Origin of the sequence: Exiguobacterium sp. s163 (assembly GCF_018617135.1) — a bacterium.
Lineage (GTDB): Bacteria > Bacillota > Bacilli > Exiguobacteriales > Exiguobacteriaceae > Exiguobacterium > Exiguobacterium profundum.
Genome location: NZ_JACSJN010000001.1, coordinates 1,009,155 through 1,026,089 on the forward strand (window position 1 = coordinate 1,009,155; position 16,935 = coordinate 1,026,089).

A 16,935-nucleotide genomic window follows, 5' to 3' on the forward strand; every position below is an offset into this window, starting at 1 on the left:
CTTTTTTTCACCATATATGTATACGTTCCCTAAATCATCAAAAAAAGGCTGACTCTACAAAAGAGTCAGCCTTTCAGGACAGGATTAAGCTTGGTTGCTTGAACCAAACTCACGCATCTTGCCAGTAACGACGTTATAAATCGCTTCGATACCAGGTCCGATAATTTTACGTGGGTCATATACTTTTGCATCAGCAGCAATTTTCTCACGTACCGCACGAGTCCATTCTTGTTGGCACTCAGTGTTGACGTTGATTTTGCTGTGGCCGAGCTCGATTGCTTTTTTGATTTGGTGCTCAGGAATACCTGATCCGCCGTGAAGAACGAGTGGAGTTTGTGTCGCGTTTGCGATTTCTTCCATCTCTTTGAAGCCAAGTTTCGGCTCGCCTTGGTATTCACCGTGTACAGAACCGAGTGCTGCAGCAAGTGCATCCACTTTCGCTTCTTTGACAACACGTACACACTCATCGAGGTCAGCGTATTGTACGCCACCGATAACACCGTCTTCTTCGCCGCCAACTGTACCGACTTCTGCCTCAACAGAAGCACCCTTAGCGTGCGCGTACTCGACAACTTGTTTCGTCATTTCGATGTTTTCATCGATCGGGTGGTGTGAACCGTCGATCATGACTGACGTGAAACCAGCGTCGATCGCTGCTTTACACTTATCGAATGAAGAACCGTGGTCAAGGTGGATTGCAACTGGAACAGTGATGTTGTAGTCGTGCATAAGACCTTCAACCATTTTGACAACTGTCGTGAAGCCACCCATGTACTTCGCTGCACCTTCTGATACACCGAGGATTACTGGTGATTTCTCGTCTTCCGCAGCGCGAAGAATCGCTTGCGTCCACTCGAGGTTGTTGATGTTGAATTGGCCGACTGCATACTTGCCTTCGAATGCTTTGTTAAGCATTTCTGTCATTGATACTAATGGCATAATGACATCCTCCTGTCTGTTCGCTATTATACACGTTTGGGAAAAGTTCCCCCGTGCAATTCGTTCCCATTATAACACACCGTAAAACATGTGCCTATGATATTCGGGCATAGAAATGGCTTAGCGCAAGCGTTTACATATGTCATCTTGGTGACGAAACGTCAAATTTTCAAGACTTCTTTCACTTTTTCAATCATTCCATAAATATCAAACGGTTTCTCAAATTGTGCTGTGATTCCGAGACGGCGCACTTCTTCAATCACCGCTTCCTCCCCAAACGCCGTCATGATCATGACAGGTGTGTCTAACGGTTTCTCGCGCATGCGACGCAATACTTCATGTCCAAACATACGAGGCATATTCATATCGAGCAATACCAAATCATATTGTTCCCGCTCTAAAAACCCCCAGGCGCTGATGCCGTCTTGCGCCGTGTCCACGTCTACACCCATGTTCGTGAACACTTGCGCGAGCATCGTACGAATTCCGTCCTGGTCATCTGCTATTAACATCCGTGACATGCATGTCCCTTCTTTCATTCATCGTTTACCATATTCAAACAATTTAACCTTACCAAACTCATCTCTTTTTCGCGACGTCTATCTTTTGAAATCAAGGGAACGATGGCTCGGAATTGTCTTCTTCCTGTTCTTCCTTCAACTGTTCAGGTACGTCTAGGACATTCACCTGCTCGTAGTCGGTCACTTCCGCATCTTCTTCTTTCACGAATACCCGCAGATAGTTTCCTTCCGGTAACAACCCCGAAGTGGCAATCGACAGAGGACGTTTTTTTCCATCCTCGTCGTATCCGATGAGATCATAGCGATAACCGGATGAAGTTTGTGTCGCCACTTCTGCACTTGGGACTTTGACATAATAAACATCGGCCAATAATCGATTGGGATCGACATAACGCCACCCTACTACTAATAGAATGCCAATCAATAGGATGGCAACGAGATTTCGTTTCATAAAAAGTTCTCCCTCAATCTAAGAATCACTACTTATGAGGTATACCGTTATTCCGAATCGACGAAACCATGCCACAAAAAAGGTTCATCCTGTTTAGAATGAACCTTTCCTTCGATACAGTGCATTACGATTCGACAGTCACAGGCACAACTGCGATTTCAATCTCCTTCTCGACCTCTTCACGCTCTTCTTTCAAACGCTCATCCGACCATTTGAAGACGTCGGCCATGCAGCGAAGGACACCGTCTTTGTGTTGACGTACGAAATCGATATCAAAGAACATCGCTCCGGTCCGACGAATCAAGAAGTCGATGGCACGAACGACCGATTCTTCTTCAATGCCATAAATCAACTGTGCATAGACGACCTCTGGCAAGTCATACGCGTTCGAGTCCATCCGCTCGATGACGCGGTCAATATTCGAACCGTATAGACGGACGAGTTCTTCCGCGTGCCCCGCGTCGAGACCGTGATTTTGAAGTTCTTTCGTTTTCTTCTCAAGGAAGTCTTTGAATCCTTTCGAACCGCCGACGTGACCACCTGACATCGGCATATGCTTCGTCCGGCTCGCCAAGTAAACGACGCCTTCTTCTTCTTTCAACAATTTGGCGACGAGGTCGACGACTGTTTCTGACATCTTCCGATATCCTGTCAATTTACCGCCGGCAATCGTGATCAAGCCGCTGTCTGACTGCCAAATTTCGTCCTTACGTGAAATTTCAGAAGGGTCCTTTCCTTCCTCATAAATCAACGGACGAATACCCGCCCAGCTCGATTCCACATCGTCTGCTGTGACATGGACGTCCGGGAACATATAATGGATCGCATCCAAAATATAATCGCGGTCCTCTGTCGTCATGCGTGGATGCGCTTTGTTTTTATCGAAGAACGTATCCGTCGTTCCGACATATGCTTTGTTTCCGCGTGGAATGGCAAAGACCATGCGCCCGTCTGGTGTGTCGAAATAAATTGCCTGTTTGAGTGGGAATTTCGATTGATCGATGACGAGGTGAATTCCCTTCGTCAAACGAAGCTGTTTGCCTTTTTTCGAGTTGTCTTCTTCCCGTAACTCATCGACCCATGGACCAGTCGCATTGATGATTTTTTTCGCATAGACGTCATATGTCGACCCATCGATTTGGTCTTCGACGTGTACACCGGCTACTTTGCCGTTCTCATAAATCAGTCCGGTCACTTTCGCGTAGTTCATGAGAAGCGCACCATGATTCGCGGCCTCTTTCGCCACTTCGATTGTCAATCGTGCATCATCCGTCCGATACTCGACGTAGTATCCACCACCGACTAAGTCATCTTTTTTGACGAGCGGTGCTTTTTTGATGACTTCATTCGGTTTGAGCATCATGCGCCGTTCTGCCCGTTTGACGCCTGCAAGGAAGTCATACACCATGAGTCCGATTGAAGTTGAGAAGGGACCAAACGTGCCTCCCTTGTGCATCGGTAACAGCATCTGTTCCGGTGTCGTGACATGAGGACCGTTCTCATACACGATGGCACGCTCTTTCCCGACTTCTGCGACAAGCGCCACTTCAAATTGTTTCAAATAGCGGAGTCCCCCGTGAACAAGTTTCGTCGAACGGCTTGACGTCCCGGCCGCAAAGTCTTGCATTTCGAGAACCGCTGTCTTCATCCCACGCGACGACGCATCGAGCGCAATCCCCGCTCCGGTAATCCCTCCACCGACAACAAGAACGTCATGACGTTCGCTTGTCAGTTGTTCGTATCGTTTCGCTCGTTCTTTCGCTGAGAAATTTCTGATTTCCATCTTATTCCCTCCTATAGTAAGTACGGTTCAATGAATAGAAAAAGAGACCACAACAAAAACAAGGCTTCCCCCTTCTGTTGTGGTCTCTCTATTGTCTCGAACCGAATATCAACTTTTCTCCTGTATTATACCCTATTCTTTTCAGTTCAATCATCTCTTACGCTTGCGCAATCTGTAATGTGTTCATTCACAAGCATCCGACTCGCATTTTTGAGTCGAGAAGCTTAGACTTCAAGGTATCATGTTGAAGGAGGATTTCAGATGAAACGTATGTTACAACCTTTTCAGTTCAAAAATGGCGTCGAAGTACCGAACCGCCTCGTATTGGCACCGATGACACATTACTCATCAGAGCCAACGGGCGAAGTATCCGAGCATGAGCTCGCCTACTATCGGAAGCGGGCGCAAAACGTCGGGCTCGCCATCACGGCTTGCGCGTACGTGACAGAAGACGGGAAAGGATTCCCGAACGCATTCGGGGTCAATGACGACAAATTCATCCCAGGTCTCCGTCAATTGGCGGAAAGTTTAAAAGCAGAAGGCGCAAAAGCCATCCTTCAAATTTTCCACGCTGGACGGATGTCACCACCTGAACTCGTCCCGAACGAACAACCTGTCAGTGCAAGTGCCGTCGCACCGGTCCGAGAAGGTGCCGTCACACCACGTGCCCTCGAGACGTCAGAAGTCGAAGCCATCATTGAGGCGTTCGGTGAAGCGACGCGTCGGGCCATCGAAGCCGGATTTGACGGAGTTGAGATTCACGGAGCGAACACCTACTTGATTCAACAATTCTTCTCACCGCATTCAAATCGCCGTGAAGATCGCTTCGGCGGTGATGTCCACGGACGTTTGACGTTCCCACGCGAAGTCATTCGTCGTGTGAAAGAAGCAGCTGCAGATGCAGAAGACTTCTTAGTCGGCTATCGTTTCTCACCGGAAGAAATCGAAGAGCCAGGAATCACACTCGACGACACGGATGTGTTACTCGATATGATTTTAGAAGAGGGCGTCGATTATATTCACGCTTCTCTCTGGAACTTCAACACAGCTTCCATGCGTGACGAGAATGTCACGGAGCGTTCGATAGACCGCATCGCCAATCGAATCAATGGTGCCATCCCACTCATCGGAGTCGGGCAACTCCAACGTCCGGCCCAAGTGGAAGACGCACTCGACGTCGTCGATTTTGCCGCACTCGGTCGCGAACTGATCATCGATCCAGAATGGCTCGAAAAAGTGAAATCGGACCGCGAAGACGAGATCGAGACAGAACTCGACTTGAACAAACAAGCCGAACTCGCTGTCCCAGCTCCGCTATGGAACGCCATCACGACACGTGCCGGTTGGTTCCCAATTAAAGATCAAGAAGTGAAATAAAAAAATGAACCTGCCGTTTATCACGGCGGGTTCATTTACTATTTCAACGTCAAGAGCTCACTCATCGTCACAAACGTGTACCCTTCACGTTTCAGCGCATCGAGAACTTTCGGCAACCCTTCAGCTGTGGACTCATGAATATCATGCATCAAGACAACAGCACTTGGATGGACATTGTCCATAATCAAGCGATACATTTGATCGGCATTACGGTGACTCCAATCAAGAGAATCGACCGTCCATAGTGCAAGGGTCTGCTCCTTTGTCTGAATGATCTGTTCAATCATTTCATTTTTAGCCCCGTATGGTGGACGAACCAATGATGGGCGTTGTCCCGTAAGCCTCTCAATTCGTCCATCAACCTGTTCGAGTTCCTCTTTGACTCCCTTCTCAGACAATTGTGTCAAATCCGGGTGATGTTCAGTATGATTTGCTAGCTCATGACCTGACAACGCTACTTGTCTCGCTACATCAGGATAGAATTCCATCTGACTCCCTAACATAAAGAACGTAGCACGCGCTTGGTATTTCTCAAGCGTCTCAAGGATGTGAGGTGTCACGATTGGATGTGGTCCATCATCAAATGTCAGTGCAACATACTTCCCATTAGGTTCAAGCGGCTTATTTGAGGGATTCATGATTGGAGAATCTTCTTCTTGTGTAGTGGGCGTATCTAATTTGGATAACAAAAACGGCTCAACTTCCTTCATTGGAATATGAACTTCTACCACACCTGCCGCTCCCGCTGCCACTTCATACTCGTCAAATATGACATCTAGACCAGAGGACGTCAGTATCCACTTCGTCGATTTAGGATGTTTAATCGCTTCACGTAACTGATTCTCAAACACGTATTCTCGATGTTGTAATTGTGTGATGACGCTATGCTTGAACCATTCTAATGCATGTTGGTCATCACGTAAGACATCATCCCATTCAATGAACGTTCCGTCCGAAAGGTTCATCCGAAATACGTCGACAGTGGTTTGACCATTCGCACCACCAGTGAATGCATAAGTATGAACGACTAGCGTATATTCTCCCTCATTCGTTTGATATGTATCGGTCTGAATATTTAAGTGACCCGTTTGACCGTGACTAGGGGTGAGGTTGTGTTGAAATGCTTCTTTCTTTTCTAAAATGAATGCATCCAGCTCCTCGTTTAGCATTTCATAATCCGTTCTCGGAACTGAGATTGATGTCGTATATCTTTTCGCTTGTTCACTCTCTACCGTTAAATGTAACCCGGGGTATTGTCCGGTAAAGGATGGTGTCGGAACTTCTTTAATCGTTGGGGCGGCTCCCGCGATGTAATACCATGTACCCATCCCAATCAATAACGTCATAATAACTAACATGTGTCGTCTCATTCTTATTCTCTCCTATTTCATTCAATCGATTCGATTGTATCAAACTCTTCACGAATGAAATCGTCAATATGGCGACAAATATATACAAAATCATACAAAACAGGTACGTCGTCTTTAACAAAAGTAGGCGAGAATTCTCCCTCCTCTAAGCGTCTCGGGGCGTAGCCCAGCGTGGGTGGGAGATGAATCACCCGGTCCAAAAGTCTTTTCCCCCTGTGACAGATATGACGAACAAAAGTTCGTGATTCCGTCAGATTCTCCCTCCCCTTCCGCGGGTATCGGACGAGGAGGATACATCACGATCTTCTGGAGGGAGGAGGGACGGACATGCTGAAAGGTTACACATACAGGCTCCACCCGACGCCCGCACAGGCCGATTTCCTCATCAAGACGATCGGCTGCGCCCGGTTCATCTACAACAAGCTGCTCGAGGACCGCATCGCCATCCGCGATGAGGCGAAAGAGGGATCGTGACGAGACGGAAACCGGCGACACCCGCCTCCTACAAGCCACTGTTCCCGTTCCTCGCCGAGGCGGACAGCCTCGCGCTCGCGAACGCAAAGCTGAACCTCGACACCGCGTTCGCGAAGTTCTTCGCCGGGACGGGCGGCTTCCCGGCCTTCAAATCGAGACGGCGGTCGCGCGCCTCCTACACGACGAACAACCAGCACGGTACGATCCGCATCGAGAACGGCAAGGTGAGACTTCCTAAAATCGGGTTCGTGCGGTTCACACAACATCGCCCGTTCGAGGGCGTCATCCGGTCGGCGACGGTCTCGATGAAGAGGACGAGCAAGTTCTTCATCTCCATCCTCGTCGAACAGGACGATGCACCATGGATTCCAGTCGAGCACAAAGTCGGGATTGATCTCGGCCTGGAACATTTCGCCGTCATGACGAACGACGCGATGGTCTCGGAGAAGATCGAAAACCCACGTTTCCTTCGTAAGTCCGAAGAAAAGGTCAAGAAGGCACAGCGCGCGCTGTCACGCAAGAAGATCGGAAGCAAGAATCGTGAAAAAGCCAGGCTGATCCTCGCCAAGAGACACGAGAAAATCGCCAACCAACGCAAGGACTTCCTTCACAAGCTGTCGAGACGGATCGTTGACGAGAACCAAGTCATCGTCGTGGAGACATTGAAGTCGAAGGACATGATGAAGAACCACAAGGTCACCAAATCGATTGCAGATGTCAGTTGGTACGAGTTCGTCCGACAACTCGAATACAAATCAAACTTCTACGGACGGACACTCATCAAGGCAGACCCCTGGTACGCATCGACGCAGATCTGTTCTTCTTGTGGCGTCAAAGGCGAGAAGAAGACGATGGATGTCCGTGAATGGACGTGTGCTTGTGGCGCGCACCATGACCGTGACATCAACGCGAGTCTCAACCTATTGATGTTGGCCGACTGACAACCATTCAGGGCAGGGACTGCCCGACGAGCTTGGTAAATAACCGTGGCTGGTAGGAGCACGATCTTCCCAAGAAGCTCCCACTTCAATTTGCGAAGCAAATAAGTGGTGAGTAGTTCACATAGACGGCGTACCTGTCTTCATCCATTCTTCCCGTAACATACCCATCCGAATCGAATCATAGCGCTTCTCGTTCACGACACGCACTTGACGAATTCGACCTTCAAGCTGCATCCCTACTTTTTCAGCGACCCGCATCATGCGTTCGTTCCCGGACCATGTCGTCAATCCCACGCGGACGACCGGTAACGTTTCAAACAAATGTTTCGTCCATAGACGAAGGGCATGCGTCCCGACACCGCGATTCCAGCGGTCGGATTGGTGCAAGATGATGCCCATCTCGAGCCACTCTCGTCCGGCATCTTCGAAATAATAGGAAACCGTGCCATATACCGTTCCACTGACCTCAATGACCCACATGTCTTCTTTTTTGATGAACGATCGCTCGATTTGCTGAAACTCTTCGTAAGACATTGACTTGTGTTCGAAGTAAGGCGCATCCCACTGTTTCCATTCCGGAGTCGCCTCCCGGTAAATCAATTCCCATAGTCGGGCTAAATCTTGTTCTTCAATCGGTCGAATGACCACTTCATTGTCTTGTCGCATCTTGTCTTCCTCTCTATAGATCGTCTCTACCTTATTCTTGTGTCCCGTTCGAATCCCCTTTTTTTCGCTTGCGCCAAATGAACGCAAGAATCAAGATAATCACACTTGCCATGACAGAAGCGATCGCGATTGGACTCGAATCGGTCATAAACAATTGTCCAATCGAGACAGAATAAGCAAGTCCGAACGACGTGACGAGTTTTGCCCCAAACGCGATGCCCGCGAAACTCAGGAAGGGCACGCGACTGAATCCGGCCGCAAGACAGATGACCTCGTCCGGTAAAATCGGAATGATAAATAAGACGAGCAAGACACCAAGACCGTATCGATCGACATATCGATCGTACGTCTTCAGTTTTTCTTCATCGACCCAACGAATCATGCGCCCCCGACCAAATCGGGCCAGTCCATACATGACAAAGATTCCAAGTGTCGTCGCAACGCTTCCGACCAAAGCGGCACGAAACGGTCCGAGCGCGACACTCCCAATCGGCACGCTGACCGCTTCCGGGACGGGTAAGGCAATAGGTTGTAAAAAGCTAAATGCTGCAAACACCCAGACCGCCTGTCGTTCATATTGTTCTAGTAAACGATCCAATCCATATGTGTCGTAAAGGATGAGTCCGAATGAAACATAATAGACGAGAACGAAAATCAAGAAGAGAGAGAACGTGATCTTCCACATCTGCTTTAGGATGACGCTCGAGCCGTCCCGAATCGCTCGAAGTAACCCGACCGAGAGGGCGAGTAAAACAACACCTGTCCAGCCAAGTTGATACGGCAATAAAAGGGAAGGCAAGACGACGAACGGCAACAGACTGAGCGCGACAATCCCTAATCCATATCCAAGATAAATCGAATGTCGTTCTTTCATGTGCCCTCACCCTCTCCCCGTTCTATTTCTAGTGTACCCACAAAGTGATAGGGATGTATCCTGCCGAAGGCGCTTTCCCTCTCATGCTTTTGACGTAGAAAAACCACGGTCCGCAATGGACCGTGGCTTTCAATCACTTATTCTCCAAGTGATGCTTGAATGAAGTCATGGAATAGACGTTGTGGACGTTCTGGACGCGAAATCAATTCTGGGTGGAACTGTGATGCCACGAACCACTTGTGTTCTGGAATCTCAATGATTTCTACGAGACGACCGTCTGGGCTCGTACCTGAGAACTTGAAGCCTTCTGCTTCAAACGCTTCACGGTATTCGTTGTTGAATTCATAACGGTGACGATGACGCTCGTATACGAGTTCTTGATCGTATGCCGCATGCGCTTTCGTCCCTTTTTCGAGTTTACATGGATAAAGTCCAAGACGAAGTGTGCCCCCAAGATCCTCGATATCTTTTTGCTCTGGAAGAAGGTCGATGATCGGATACGGTGTCGACGGATCGATTTCTGCAGTATGTGCGCCGTCCAACTTCAAGACGTTACGGGCAAACTCGACCGTCGCGAGTTGCATCCCGAGACAGATTCCGAAGAATGGGACGTTGTTTTCACGAGCAAAACGTGTCGCTTCAATCTTCCCTTCGATTCCACGCTCACCGAATCCACCTGGAACGAGGATTCCGTCCGCATCGCCGAGGATGTCTGAGACGTTTTCAGCCGTCACGTCTTCCGCGTTGACCCAGTCGATGTCGATATCCGCGTTGAACGCATAACCCGCATGTTTGAGTGCTTCCGCGACCGAGATATACGCATCACGCAATTCGACATATTTCCCGACGAGTGCGATTTTCACTTTCTTCTCAAGGTGTGTGACCGTGTGGACGAGTTCTTTCCAAGCCGTCATGTCAGCAGCCGGTGAATTGAAACCGAAGTAGTCGTTGACGAGTTGGTCCATTCCTTGTTTTTGAAGGTTGAGTGGTACTTCATAAAGTGTCGATGCGTCTTGCGCCTCGATGACCGCTTCTTTGCGTGTATCACAGAAGAGGGCGATTTTTTCACGCATGTCTTCTGGGATATCGTGCTCCGTACGAAGAACGATGATATCCGGTTGAATTCCGTAGCTGCGAAGCTCTTTGACACTGTGTTGTGTCGGTTTTGTCTTCATCTCACCTGCTGCGCGAAGGTAAGGGACGAGTGTACAGTGGACGTACATGACGTTCTCTTTCCCAATGTCATTCTTCACTTGGCGAATGGCTTCGATGAACGGAAGGGACTCGATATCCCCGACTGTTCCACCAATCTCTGTAATGACGACATCGGCGTTCGTCTCGCGTCCTGCACGGAAGACACGGTCTTTGATTTCATTCGTGATATGCGGAATGACCTGAACCGTCCCACCGTTATAGTCTCCACGACGCTCTTTCTTCAAGACAGTTGAATAAATGCGCCCTGATGTGACGTTCGCGTTTTGCGACAAGTTGATGTCGATAAAGCGCTCATAGTGTCCGAGGTCAAGGTCAGTCTCAGCGCCATCATCTGTGACGAATACTTCTCCGTGTTGATACGGGCTCATCGTACCTGGGTCAATGTTGATGTATGGGTCAAACTTCTGAATCGTGACGTTGAGTCCTCGATTTTTGAGTAGACGCGCGAGCGAAGCTGCCGTGATCCCTTTACCGAGCGAAGATACTACCCCGCCTGTTACGAAAATGTACTTTGTCATGTTTCTTTCTCCTCTCTTGAATACCAACCATCGGGAAACGAAAAAACAAAAAAAGCAAAAGTGCCCCCGAAAATGGAGGACACTTTTGCTGCATCGTTACGTGCTAAACTAGCCCATGACTAATTTACGCCAGAGACGATGCAGTCGTCAAGATATTATTTTTTCTTTTTTTCAAGTCGATGAACACGACTAAAAAAGAAAAAGAGACACGCCTAGCCGGGCGCGATGCCCGGCTTTTTTGCGGTCTCTTATAAATCATCCTCGTCTTCGATATCGAGGTCGTCGTCCAAGTCATCGTCCTTGAAATCGTCAAGGCCTTCTACTTTTTCTTCTTCGTCCTCATCATCGAATTCAGATGAATCGTAATCTTCAACTTTTGCGAATACATCCAAGTCATCCTCGATATCGACGATGCCTTCGTCTGCTTCTTCGAACTCTTCTTCGAATTCGTCAAGTTCACCACGTTGACGTGCTTCGATGACGAGATCCTCATCCGACTTATCGAATGGGTACCAAACACGAAGCGCCCAACGGTTTGCTCCTAAGTTGACGAACAACCCGTCGATGTTCAAATCGGTGTAAAGTTGTGCGATTTTCTCGAGTTCTTCCTCTTCACTCGCAAACGTATAGTTTTGTTTGATTTTTTCGCGAATCTCATCAAAAGAAACAGGCTGTTCGCCAGTTTCTTGGAGAAGTTCATAAACGAAATCAATCAACGATTTATTCATTAAAGGACACTCCTTTTCCGTCACTAGTTAAACATCACTCTTCATTATAAACAAAAGCGATATAAAAAAGCTAGAAGAAATTATGATTCATGTATAGTCTCCGATTTAATCCGGAACCAATATAAACTGATCAACCCGATATTGAAGATCCATGTCATCCCCATCACCCCAAACATCCATCCTCTCGGAATTTGAAATGACAATTCCGCATTGACGGTCTGCCCAACGTATAAACCGTACCCTAACAACCCGACCATCAGAAATGAGTATGAAACGACCATCCCGAACCGCTTCCACAATTGAATGAGCAGCGAGGCAAACTCTTTGTTCTCTCCGTACTCTTCGAATAAGTAGGCATGGCTCACACTCGAATACATGGTTTGCGTATAGCCACTGACAAATAGGACAGGTATAAACGCAAGGGGCTCGATAAATCCTAGGAAAAAAATGAGGGAGGACACGAGTAACACGAGGTACGGATGACGCGCGAAATCATAGATGCGGCTAAACAGAATCCACCCAATCACTCCCGTCAAAAACGGGACGAACACGTAAAAGAGGAGTACTTGAAATGAATATAAGGAAAGACTTACAAACACCGCCCCGATCAATGTCCAGCCGCCGAACAGCCCGATCACGAATGATAATAATTGCACTTGCCGTGTACGACTGGCTGTAATGAATTGTCGAACCCGTTTCTGAAACATGAGCCAACCGACATAGCTTAATAAGATAATCATTAAGCCAAACACTTCGATGTAGCCACGCGCCCCTTCTAGAAGACTGAGCAGACGACTAATCAACGTAAAGACAGTGACCGCGATGAAGGCACGGAGAAAAGAACGGGTCTCTAACTGCCAAGTCGCCGATTTTTGAAGCGGTAATTTCCGAACAAAAAGCCAGGGGAGAATCAAACTGATCAAAAATAGAGAGACGGCAAGATTATACGACTGTATCAATGCATAAGAGAATACGGTAATCCAAACGACCAACATCAAGACTAGCGGCCAGGAGCTCCCTCCTTCTTCTTTTGACTCCGAATCAGCAGCCGGTTTCAGCCCATTCAATTGCGATAAAATCGTCGTCATGATCGTCCCGACTCCAATTGAGCCGACCCCGACTAAAAAGGCGCTCCATTCAATCGCGCGTTCAAAGGGGAGAACGAAACAAACGAGGCCGACGACAAGTACGACCAAAGCGATTAAAAAGGTATCTTTTGAACCACGGCGTCCGATGACATAAACCCACAATAATAGACCGGACATACTGGCCACATAAAAAATCAGGAATGGAATGAGACGCCCGACGCCTTCTTCGACCGCCATGATGGACAAAAATAAGATTTGCGGAAGAATTTGACTACTAAGCGCACTGACAATCGTCAATAGGACAACCATGTTTTTCATGGGACACGCTCCTTACATTGAGATCGGATATTCTGTTCCTCAATCATCCTTTCCCAGATTCATTCATCTGCGAACTTCTTTCAAAACACATTCACTTCTCAGTTTCTTCAATCTTTTGCCGATATAGAAGAGAATGACATTTTAAAGTATGAAGGAGAAGAATACATGCCACTTTTTCGTAAAACAACATCCAATCACTTCGTCGCGACTCCCGGCTTCCCTGACATCCAGACAATCGCCAAGCCGTCTGACTCAAGCTTGAATGGTCGCACTCACTATATGGGATACACGACCTCTCAAGTAAAACGACTGCAAGATATGGCTCCCCTCGTCGAGTCGGTACTAGACAATGTACTCGAAAACGTACTCGATCACTTGATGTTGCAACCGGAAATGGTACAGATTGCGAATGCTTCATCGACAAGAGAACGATTAAAGAAGGTATTCGCCGATTATTTCCGTAGCCTATTAACGGGGAGCATCGATGACAAGTTCTTAGCCATGCGAAAACGAATGGGACAGACACATCATCACTTTGCCGTCCCTGTCGTTTGGTTCTTGGCCACGTACTCGGCATTTAACACGTTGCTCATCCCGAAAGTGGTTGAAACGTATCAACACGATCCCGCCGTCTTAAGCGAGTCCCTCTTAGCGTTATCACACGCGATGAATTTAGACGCGCAAATCGTTACCGAACAATATGTCAACGCCCGTCTCGATGAAATCGAGTCCGCGAACCAAGCTCGTGCGGCCCTCTTGAGTGACGTGACACGCGTCAGCACAGAAGTGGCGACTACGATGGAACAAACCGGACACGCCATGTCTGAAACGAGCAATCGTGCTCACCAAGTCCTTGCGGAAACGGAGCAAACGGAAAAGATGAGTCGTCATTTGATGAAGTTGACGCACACGAACGGAAATCAAATCGAACAGATGGAAGCGGAGTTCAAACAGTCGGCCACCTACGTCGATACTTCGCTCGATCGAATTACCGCCCTAAAAGAAGGTTCACAGGATATTGTCAGCATGACCAAGAGCATCGAACAAATTGCTAACCAAACGAACTTACTCGCCTTAAACGCTTCGATTGAAGCGGCTCGCGCAGGAGAACACGGAAAAGGGTTCGCCGTCGTCGCCACCGAGGTACGCACACTTGCGGAGAACGCAAAACAACTGAGCAGTCAAATCAACGCGCTCATTCATGAAAATGAGACGAACATCGCGGCCCTCCTCGAGCAAATGGGGCAAATGCATCGGACGAACGATGAAGCGATGCGTCAACTAAGCGCCGTCAAGTCTGGCTTTTCGACCGTTCAAGAAGAAATGGGCCAATACGTTCTTTCTTTCGAACGAAACAAACAAGATCTCGGACAGATGGTCGAGACCATTTCATCGATCAACGAGACGACGCAAGGGTTATCTCACTTGACCTCTTCCCTTCTATCCACCTCTGAGATGCAGTAAACGAACAAGGCACGGTCCGCGGACCGTGCCTTCATGTATTATTGGACAACTGGTTCTGGTATCTCGATGGCCTTCAGCGAGCGATCGAGCAATTCGACGACATCGAACGTGCCGACGGTCTCATCGACTTCCTTCGCTTTTGTTCCATCAGATAACATCGTCAAACAGTACGGACATGCCGAACCGATAACAGTCGGTTTCGTCTCAAGTAACTGTTCTGTCCGAGCCACGTTGACACGTGTCCCGACTTTTTCTTCCTGCCACATGAGACCACCACCGGCTCCACAACACATACCGTTTTCACGGTTACGTGTCGCTTCGACGAGTTCGACACCCGGTATGCGTTCTAGGACGAATCGCGGTGCATCGTAGATGCCGTTATAACGACCAAGGTAACAAGAGTCGTGATAGACGACACGTTCGTTCACGTGAAGGTCTGGCTGAATCCGACCTGTGTCAAGTAACTCCGCGAGCAACTCCGTATGATGATACACTTTAACATCAGTCAAACCGAAGTCCGGATACTCATTTTTGAACGTATTGTACGCGTGCGGGTCGACCGTGACGATTTTCGTCACCCCATACTTCTCAAATAGTTTAATGTTCGCTTCGGCGAGTTCTTGGAACAGCAACTCGTTTCCGATTCGACGTGGTGTATCCCCTGAGTTTTTCTCTTCATTTCCGAGAATGGCGAATGAGACGCCCGCCTTGTTCAAGACGCTCGCAAAGCTCTGCGCGACTTTTTGGCTACGGCTATCGTAAGAGCCCATCGCGCCGACCCAGAAGAGATACTCGAATTCCTCGCCTGCTTTTTTCTTCTCTTTCGCCGTCGGGATGACGAGCTCTGTATCCTTACGCCAGTTCTCGCGTTCTTTCCGGTTCATTCCCCACGGGTTTCCTTGACGCTCGATATTGGCGACCGTACGCTGTGCCTCAGGGTCCATCTTCCCTTCCATCATGACGAGGTAACGACGAAGGTCAATGATTTTATCGACGTGTTCGTTCATGACCGGACACTGGTCTTCACAGTTACGGCAAGTCGTACAAGCCCAGATTTCTTCTTCCGTGATGACGTTGCCGATCAACTCGTCTGCGACGAGCATATGACCGTCTTGCGCAGCTGCTGCGATTTCAGCACCTTGCGTGTTTTGGAACATGAGTGCAGGTGCCCACGGTGATTTTCTCGTGACCGCCGCGCCTTTCATATTCATATGGTCACGAAGTTTGACGATTAAGTCCATCGGCGACAACATCTTCCCAGTTCCTGTTGCCGGACAAACATTCGTACAACGCCCGCACTCGACACAGGCATACAAGTCGACGAGCTGCTTCTGGTTGAAGTCTTCAATCTTGTTGACCCCGAAGACAATCTCTTCATCCGACTCTTCCGCTTCTTCCATCGCTGAAAAATCAACAGGTGCCAAGCGACCGACTTTGTGCGTGCGACCGAGCCATACGTTGAGCGTTCCGGCAATCAAGTGTGCGTGTTTTCCTTGTGGGATGTAGACCATGAAGCTGAGTAAGAATAAAAGGTGCATCCACCAAAAGACGACGAATAAAGCGAAAGCGACAGAGCCCGGTACCCAAGCAAACGCTGAGCCGATGAGCGTCGCGACCGGTTCGCCCCACATTGGAAGCTCTTCTTTATAGACGAGGTAAAACCCGTTCCCGAACAATACGGAAACCATCAACCCGCCGATGAAGATGAGGGCAAGACCTGCTAAAAAGTTTCGTTTCAAGCGCACGAGCTTCTCGACGTAACGACGGTAGAATCCCCAAACGACCGCAACGAGAATCATGAGCATGACGATTTCTTGCATGAATGTAAAGATTGGATAAAGCGGACCGAGCGGGATATGCGGGAAACGTGTTCCGACCGCTAGTCCTTTCCAAATGAAATCAATCGCCCCGAATTGGACGAGGATGAAGCCATAAAACATCATGACGTGAATTGCGCCACTCTTCTTATCTTTCAACAATTTCTTTTGACCGAACACGTTGATCATGACCTGTTCGAGTCGTTCTTTGTTCGTTTGGCTCCATTCTGCCTTCTTCCCGAGCTTGATGAACGTATAACGCTGATGAACTAGCGTAGCAAATAAATATACACCATAGCCGAGGACGAGCAAGAATAGAATCCAGTTGACGATTAAAAATGTAGACATCCCCAAAACTCCCCCTTTTGAAAACGGATTCAATCTTGAATTC

The 16,935-nt window shown here is 48.4% G+C and carries 14 protein-coding genes and 1 pseudogene; 3 read left to right on the plus strand and 12 right to left on the minus strand.

Annotation, left to right across the window (positions count from 1 at the left end):
- Positions 1-84: 84 nt before the first annotated feature.
- The 4 genes from fba to KNO71_RS05230 all read right to left on the minus strand — a co-directional run bounded on the left by fba (position 85) and on the right by KNO71_RS05230 (position 3,694).
- On the minus strand, positions 85-939 hold the full coding sequence (gene fba, locus KNO71_RS05215) for a class II fructose-1,6-bisphosphate aldolase (RefSeq protein ID WP_078147679.1): 855 nt from the start codon (positions 937-939) through the stop codon (positions 85-87).
- A 161-nt stretch (positions 940-1,100) separates the two neighbouring features.
- Positions 1,101-1,460, minus strand: a complete 360-nt coding sequence (locus KNO71_RS05220; RefSeq protein WP_078147680.1) for a response regulator — start codon at positions 1,458-1,460, stop codon at positions 1,101-1,103.
- A gap of 91 nt (positions 1,461-1,551) precedes the next feature.
- Positions 1,552-1,911: a YxeA family protein gene (locus tag KNO71_RS05225; RefSeq protein WP_078147681.1), complete on the minus strand. Its 360-nt coding sequence runs from the start codon at positions 1,909-1,911 to the stop codon at positions 1,552-1,554.
- A gap of 124 nt (positions 1,912-2,035) precedes the next feature.
- Positions 2,036-3,694, minus strand: a complete 1,659-nt coding sequence (locus KNO71_RS05230) for a glycerol-3-phosphate dehydrogenase/oxidase (RefSeq protein WP_078147682.1) — start codon at positions 3,692-3,694, stop codon at positions 2,036-2,038.
- A 261-nt stretch (positions 3,695-3,955) separates the two neighbouring features.
- On the opposite strand from KNO71_RS05230, the gene KNO71_RS05235 reads away from it, so the two are divergent.
- Complete coding sequence (locus KNO71_RS05235; RefSeq protein WP_078147683.1) at positions 3,956-5,071, plus strand: NADH-dependent flavin oxidoreductase; 1,116 nt, start codon at positions 3,956-3,958, stop codon at positions 5,069-5,071.
- 38 nt (positions 5,072-5,109) lie between these two features.
- On the opposite strand, the gene KNO71_RS05240 is transcribed toward KNO71_RS05235, so the two are convergent.
- Positions 5,110-6,441, minus strand: a complete 1,332-nt coding sequence (locus KNO71_RS05240) for a polysaccharide deacetylase family protein (RefSeq protein WP_078147684.1) — start codon at positions 6,439-6,441, stop codon at positions 5,110-5,112.
- A gap of 17 nt (positions 6,442-6,458) precedes the next feature.
- A complete protein-coding gene (locus KNO71_RS05245; protein ID WP_078147685.1) occupies positions 6,459-6,641 on the minus strand; it encodes a hypothetical protein in 183 nt (60 codons plus the stop codon).
- 127 nt (positions 6,642-6,768) lie between these two features.
- Between KNO71_RS05245 and tnpB the strand changes: the two are divergent.
- Positions 6,769-7,856, plus strand: a pseudogene (gene tnpB / locus KNO71_RS05250) (IS200/IS605 family element RNA-guided endonuclease TnpB).
- Positions 7,857-7,973: 117 nt separating this feature from the next.
- Here tnpB and KNO71_RS05255 read toward each other — a convergent pair.
- The 5 genes from KNO71_RS05255 to KNO71_RS05275 all read right to left on the minus strand — a co-directional run bounded on the left by KNO71_RS05255 (position 7,974) and on the right by KNO71_RS05275 (position 13,263).
- Positions 7,974-8,522: a GNAT family N-acetyltransferase gene (locus KNO71_RS05255; RefSeq protein WP_214687574.1), complete on the minus strand. Its 549-nt coding sequence runs from the start codon at positions 8,520-8,522 to the stop codon at positions 7,974-7,976.
- A gap of 31 nt (positions 8,523-8,553) precedes the next feature.
- The gene (locus KNO71_RS05260; RefSeq protein WP_214687575.1) at positions 8,554-9,396 is read right to left on the minus strand and encodes a TVP38/TMEM64 family protein; all 843 of its coding nucleotides are present in this window, start codon (positions 9,394-9,396) and stop codon (positions 8,554-8,556) included.
- Between the two features lie 137 nt (positions 9,397-9,533).
- Complete coding sequence (locus tag KNO71_RS05265; protein ID WP_074035670.1) at positions 9,534-11,129, minus strand: CTP synthase; 1,596 nt, start codon at positions 11,127-11,129, stop codon at positions 9,534-9,536.
- 248 nt (positions 11,130-11,377) lie between these two features.
- Complete coding sequence (gene rpoE, locus KNO71_RS05270) at positions 11,378-11,857, minus strand: DNA-directed RNA polymerase subunit delta (RefSeq protein ID WP_074035668.1); 480 nt, start codon at positions 11,855-11,857, stop codon at positions 11,378-11,380.
- Between the two features lie 80 nt (positions 11,858-11,937).
- On the minus strand, positions 11,938-13,263 hold the full coding sequence (locus tag KNO71_RS05275) for a hypothetical protein (RefSeq protein ID WP_214687576.1): 1,326 nt from the start codon (positions 13,261-13,263) through the stop codon (positions 11,938-11,940).
- 165 nt (positions 13,264-13,428) lie between these two features.
- Here KNO71_RS05275 and KNO71_RS05280 point away from each other — a divergent pair, with 165 nt between their 5' ends.
- A complete protein-coding gene (locus KNO71_RS05280) occupies positions 13,429-14,727 on the plus strand; it encodes a globin-coupled sensor protein (RefSeq protein ID WP_214687577.1) in 1,299 nt (432 codons plus the stop codon).
- A 38-nt stretch (positions 14,728-14,765) separates the two neighbouring features.
- Here the strand turns inward: KNO71_RS05280 and KNO71_RS05285 are convergent, their stop codons facing one another.
- Entirely contained in the window at positions 14,766-16,892 is a 2,127-nt protein-coding gene (locus KNO71_RS05285) for a (Fe-S)-binding protein (protein ID WP_159562996.1), read from the minus strand.
- Positions 16,893-16,935 lie beyond the last annotated feature (43 nt).